Origin of the sequence: Microcystis sp. M53598_WE2 (genome assembly GCF_030067735.1) — a bacterium.
GTDB lineage: Bacteria > Cyanobacteriota > Cyanobacteriia > Cyanobacteriales > Microcystaceae > Microcystis > Microcystis aeruginosa.
Genome location: NZ_JASJFE010000897.1, coordinates 1 through 5,015, shown reverse-complemented (window position 1 = coordinate 5,015; position 5,015 = coordinate 1). Strand labels below are relative to the sequence as shown.

The following is a 5,015-nucleotide window of genomic DNA, read 5'->3' as shown; positions in this document are numbered from 1 at the left end:
GTGGATAATCAGTTACAGAATGATATTCCCAATCTACTGCTAAGTTTATTAGCTTTAATTTGGTCTGGTCGAGATGATTGGTATTTTGGGGTAGATATGGCTGTTTATTATAATCCAGACGAATCAGCTTTTGTCCCCGATGGTTTCTTAGCGGTTGGAGTCAACCATGATACGGGAGAAAGAGGTCGGTTAAGCTATATTTTGTGGGGAGAAAAGTATATCTTGCCGATTTTGTTTTTAGAGGTAATTTCCGAGAAGTATAATAGTGAGTATGAGGAAAAATTCTTAAATTACCAAACCCTGGGGATTCTGTATTATGCAATATACAATCCTTTGAGTGGCAGAAGGGGAAGATTTAAAAACCGACAAAGATTAGAGGTATATAAATTAATCTCAGGCAAATATGAACTTCTAGAGAGTGAGAATAATCGAGTTTGGTTGCCTGAAATTGGCTTGGCGCTGGGTTATGAAAAAGGAGAACATATTGCCTGGTATCGGGAATGGTTATACTGGTATGACGAGCCAGGAAATCGCTATCTAACGGCTGAGGAAAGAGCGAACCAGGCTGAGGCGATCGCTGCTCAAGAACGTCTGGCTAAACAAGAGGCTGAACAAAAAGCCATCCGGCTGGCTGAAAGGCTCAGAGCGCTTGGAATTAACCCCGATGAAATGTAGGCTCTGACTTCTCCAAGGTATAAGCGCCAGTGCTTCCCTAATTTCCCTGGCCGTGCCTTGGATTACTGTTGCTTGTGTAGTCATGATTTTTGCTCATTCTAGGGCGAATCCTAGCATAATTCACGACTGAGATGCTACCCATCGAAAAACCAAAAAAACAAAACCCCCTCCACTGACTGAATGAAGGGGTGTTTGTGATATTTTGTGGCCAATTTAGCCGACTTTTGTGGTTTACTTCTCGGCTGATTTGGATGATTTTAGTTTGCGTTTGAGGGTTGAAGCTGCGCCAAGAGTGCCGATAGCAAACAGTCCAAGAAGAGAATTGGGTTCGGGAACAGAAACTTGTTTGGTGACGAAGTTCAGGGAATTGGCCATTAACAGTGCGCCATCGGTACTACTGTGACCCAGAGACCGGAGAGAGCATCGCTTGATGGGGGATAAAAATTCAACCCAGCTATTTTGCCCGCAAATGTGGAGGTATTGACGGCGATTAGCGGTGCACCATTACTCCAGTCAGCCACTGCTACCGCACCGGGGTTGAGAGGTCCCACTGTATTGTAGAAACTCCTTGATCCGCCATTGAAGCTGGTAACGCCTGCGAGGATCGGGTTCGATGGATCGTAAATTGTTCCTAATGTTAGATTTCCGGGTTGGTTCTGTCCTCCTGGTTGCCAAACATCGTAGTTTTGCGCCCTCCACCGACCACCAATGTCTGCGCCAGCGCTCCAGAATGAAAAAGTCGCTTGGACTACTCCACCACCCGCATCGACGTAATCTGCTAATACGTTACCGAAAGTGGTTGGATCGGCAAAACCGAAATCAGAAAAGAATAGTACGGCATCATAAGCCTGTAATTGCGCGAGAGTCGGGGTAGAAGAACTGACATTCAGTATATCTACGCTTCCAGAAATTAGGCCAGTTCCAGCAATTTTTGCTTGAACGTCGTTGAGAAAACTCGCAGTGCTGGGAGATCCGGCAATCAGAACGCTGGCCAAGGCGTGGCTAGTAGTGCCGAAGAAAACGGTTGATGCCACAATACCAACTGAGAGAGATTTTTGACTCAGCGCCGCTAAAATTGGATTTTTCATTTTTAGAATTAAACACGAATAGGGCTTAAAGGGCAAAATACACACTTGCTTCCCCCGCATTGTATCAAAAGCTACAATTTAATAAATATTTACATTCCTTTCCCCCAGGGCTTACGCCGCTACAGTAATCACAGTTACAATGTTTGAGAGGTCTGAGTGGTAACTGATAACTGATAACTGATAACTGAAATGACTACACCTACCTTCACCATTCCCCAATCTGACCCTTCCCTTTCCCCCCGGCAATCCCTGCCGACGATGTACGATTTACCTAGTGATAATCCACTGGAACCCGGTTTGCCTGACGAATTTCACCTATTACAACCTCAGTTATTACTGCTGACTTTCCAGCCTCCCAACTGGGAACCAGAGCTAGTTTTTAGCGCCGCTGACCTTAACCTTTACTACGATGTCAGACACCCTCAATGGTACAAGCGTCCTGATTGGTTTGGGGTGGTCGGTGTTCCTCGTCTCTACGATGGCCATGACCTGCGCTTAAGTTATGTGATTTGGCAGGAAGGAGTTTCCCCTGCGATTGTGGTGGAATTATTGTCTCCAGGTACGGAAAATCAAGATTTAGGAGAAGAACTACGCCAACCAGAAGAACCGCCAACTAAGTGGACAGTTTATGAACAGATTTTGCAGGTTCCCTACTATGTAGTTTTTAGCCGCTATACTAACCAACTTCAAGCGTTTGAACTGGTAGATGGTCATTACCAACCCGTGACTTTAGTGGAGGGACGCTTACCGATTCCTCAACTGGAATTGAGCTTGGGTTTGTGGCAAGGTTCCTATCGGGGAATTGAGCGGCTATGGTTGCGCTGGTTGACGCTGGAGGGAGAGTTGATTCCCCTTGCCGATGAGGAGTTAATTGTGGCTAAACAAGAGGCTTCTGCGGCTAAACAAGAGGCTTCTGCGGCGAAACAAGAGGCTTCTGCGGCGAAACAAGAGGCTTCTGCGGCGAAACAACGAGCAGAACAACTAGCGGCACGATTGCGGGAATTAGGGATAGATCCTGAAACTATTCCTCAGATTGACTTTTAAATTTAGGCAGAGCCTAAATGTTTGGTTCCAAGGCAGAGCCTTGGAACCAGGAATTAAACAAACTACCCCAAAAAAAGAGAGAGGAAACCCGCGTCTCCTCTCCCTTGTAGGCATTATTTCCTCGCTTTGCGGACAGCACCCCCTAGCATTAAACCGCCCAGGGTGATATAACCAAGAAGGCTAGAGGGTTCGGGGACAGTGACTGCTGGAGTCGGAACTGTCAGGACTGAGGACATTCCATATAGAGATAAGCTTTGACTCACGCTCAGAAAGGTGATGTCGTTGATCCATCTGGAGTCGGTGTAAATAGTCGCGCCCATATTAGCCACAGGCGGAAATCCTATGGCATTACCCAACGGCGAACCAGTGGAGCCCCCCGCCTGAGTGCCCGTCCATACACTTGCATTCTTAGATGTGTCTATCTGAGTGCGATCGATAGATTTAGCGATTGAGCCATCCCAAAGATCGGCATTATTGTTGGCGACCCTGTTGCCATCTATGAGGTAGATGGGAAGATCTGGCTGACTGCCATCAGTACCGGTATTGACTTTGGCAGACGTAGCGGAAGTAGAACCGATCGCCTTCCAAGTGATCGTACCTAGGTTAAATCCTGCCGTTGTTAAAGCCGTAGCAAGAGCGCTTCCTGTTACCTGGCTGGTAACAAAGTTATTGTAGTCGTCGATGTTGGTGCTTGTTGCATCCCGTGTGCCGTCAGTAACAAACACCAAACGATACTGATCGCCTGGATTCAAGCCTGTAGGGACGACCACCAAAGCAGCTTGTGCCGCACCAGTTCCCAGAGTTGCCAGGGCAACCCCGGCACAGACAATGCCGAGTTGTAATTTCATAACAAAGGGTTAATGGTAAATGATTTGAGTGCGTGACATTTAGATTTGGGTTAAGCGATAGGGCAACCCAAAACAATGACAAGCGAATGCTCAAAGACAAAATACACACTTCCCCCCCCCGCATTGTATTAAAAGCTACAATTTAATAAATATTTACATTCTTCTCCCCCAGGGCTTACGCCCCTTGTATATTGGAGAAGTGGTAGGGTGTAAGCCTTTTCTTCGAGAGGATTTGCCGATCACCAGAACCCCAAGAGAGCCATCTGATCACTTATAAACTGTTGACTATCTAAATTACTCGTTGAGACTGCATTAGAGGTAAATATTTCATGAGCCAAACCATCACACCTTCTTCCTTAAAAGCTAGTTTAGCCCCCAATCCCACTAGAGCAGCAACGGTGGACGATGGGGGAAATGTGCTAGGGGAATTTCTGCAAGAAACTCTGGCCATGACTAAACGTCTGTTCATCCAATTACAACGTCGTCCTTCAACCCTAATCGCGGGGGTAATTCAGCCCTTTATGTGGCTGATTTTATTTGGGGCATTGTTTTATAAGGCTCCCCAGGGTCTATTCGGCAACGATCTCAGTTATGCTAAATTTCTCGCCCCCGGGGTGATTGTCTTTACCGCTTTTTCTGGGGCCTTAAATGCCGGTTTACCGGTAATGTTCGATCGAGAATTTGGCTTTCTTAACCGTCTCTTGGTAGCGCCTTTAACCACTCGGTACTCGATCGTGGCCGCTTCTACCATCTATATTATCGCCCTCAGTTTCATCCAAACCGCCTCGATCGTGGCCGCTAGTGCCTTTTTAGGGGCAGGATTGCCCAGTTTAGCTGGATTAGGTGCGATCGCTTTGATTGTTTTCCTAATAGTTTTGGGTATGACTGCCTTAAGTCTCAGTTTAACCTTTGCTCTCCCCGGACATATCGAATTAATCGCCGTCATTTTCGTCACCAATTTACCGCTTTTATTTGCCAGTACCGCCCTCGCTCCCTTAAACTTTATGGCAGATTGGTTACAAGTAATCGCTAGTCTCAACCCTCTTACCTATGCGATCGAACCGATCCGTTATATTTATTTCAATCAGCACTGGTCTTTTGATAGCATAGTCTTACAAACCCCTTGGCTTGACCTCAATTTCTTGACAGTTTTAGGCCTGCTCTTAGCTTTTGATCTGCTAATCCTTTTGGCAATTCAGCCCTTACTTCGTCGTCGTTTTGCTTAAATCAGTTATCAGTTATCAGTTATCAGTTATCAGTTTACTTTCACTGAAAAGCCTGCAACTTTCTCACAACCAAAAACTAGACAAGTAAGTAGTTATAATTAAATTGAAGATAGATTTTGCCTCTGATCCCCCCT

6 protein-coding genes are annotated in these 5,015 nt (G+C 46.0%); 3 read left to right on the top strand and 3 right to left on the bottom strand.

The genetic code is table 11. The features are described 5' to 3' along the window. Window positions 1-675: Uma2 family endonuclease (locus tag PX636_RS18320; RefSeq protein ID WP_288118200.1), on the top strand; the 675-nt coding region annotated here is incomplete at its 5' end. Between the two features lie 231 nt (window positions 676-906). Here the strand turns inward: PX636_RS18320 and PX636_RS18315 are convergent. After that, on the bottom strand, window positions 907-1,050 hold the full coding sequence (locus PX636_RS18315) for a PEP-CTERM sorting domain-containing protein (protein WP_502882898.1): 144 nt from the start codon (window positions 1,048-1,050) through the stop codon (window positions 907-909). Beyond that, complete coding sequence (locus PX636_RS18310; RefSeq protein ID WP_288118198.1) at window positions 1,050-1,763, bottom strand: PEP-CTERM sorting domain-containing protein; 714 nt, start codon at window positions 1,761-1,763, stop codon at window positions 1,050-1,052. The genes PX636_RS18315 and PX636_RS18310 overlap by 1 nt, the downstream gene beginning before the upstream one ends. A gap of 189 nt (window positions 1,764-1,952) precedes the next feature. On the opposite strand from PX636_RS18310, the gene PX636_RS18305 reads away from it, so the two are divergent. Then, on the top strand, window positions 1,953-2,807 hold the full coding sequence (locus PX636_RS18305; RefSeq protein ID WP_288118196.1) for a Uma2 family endonuclease: 855 nt from the start codon (window positions 1,953-1,955) through the stop codon (window positions 2,805-2,807). A 113-nt stretch (window positions 2,808-2,920) separates the two neighbouring features. On the opposite strand, the gene PX636_RS18300 is transcribed toward PX636_RS18305, so the two are convergent. Then, the gene (locus PX636_RS18300; RefSeq protein WP_288118194.1) at window positions 2,921-3,655 is read right to left on the bottom strand and encodes a PEP-CTERM sorting domain-containing protein; all 735 of its coding nucleotides are present in this window, start codon (window positions 3,653-3,655) and stop codon (window positions 2,921-2,923) included. Window positions 3,656-3,984: 329 nt separating this feature from the next. Here PX636_RS18300 and PX636_RS18295 point away from each other — a divergent pair, with 329 nt between their 5' ends. Then, the gene (locus PX636_RS18295; RefSeq protein WP_002799574.1) at window positions 3,985-4,881 is read left to right on the top strand and encodes an ABC transporter permease; all 897 of its coding nucleotides are present in this window, start codon (window positions 3,985-3,987) and stop codon (window positions 4,879-4,881) included. The last annotated feature ends 134 nt before the right edge of the window (window positions 4,882-5,015 follow it).

What these genes read in the sequence shown, in the direction of transcription:
- PX636_RS18315 (WP_502882898.1), bottom strand. Translation starts at nt 1,050, where the DNA reads ATGGCCAATTCCCTGAACTTCGTCACCAAACAAGTTTCTGTTCCCGAA.
- PX636_RS18310 (WP_288118198.1), bottom strand. Translation starts at nt 1,763, where the DNA reads ATGAAAAATCCAATTTTAGCGGCGCTGAGTCAAAAATCTCTCTCAGTT.
- PX636_RS18305 (WP_288118196.1), top strand. Translation starts at nt 1,953, where the DNA reads ATGACTACACCTACCTTCACCATTCCCCAATCTGACCCTTCCCTTTCC.
- PX636_RS18300 (WP_288118194.1), bottom strand. Translation starts at nt 3,655, where the DNA reads ATGAAATTACAACTCGGCATTGTCTGTGCCGGGGTTGCCCTGGCAACT.
- PX636_RS18295 (WP_002799574.1), top strand. Translation starts at nt 3,985, where the DNA reads ATGAGCCAAACCATCACACCTTCTTCCTTAAAAGCTAGTTTAGCCCCC.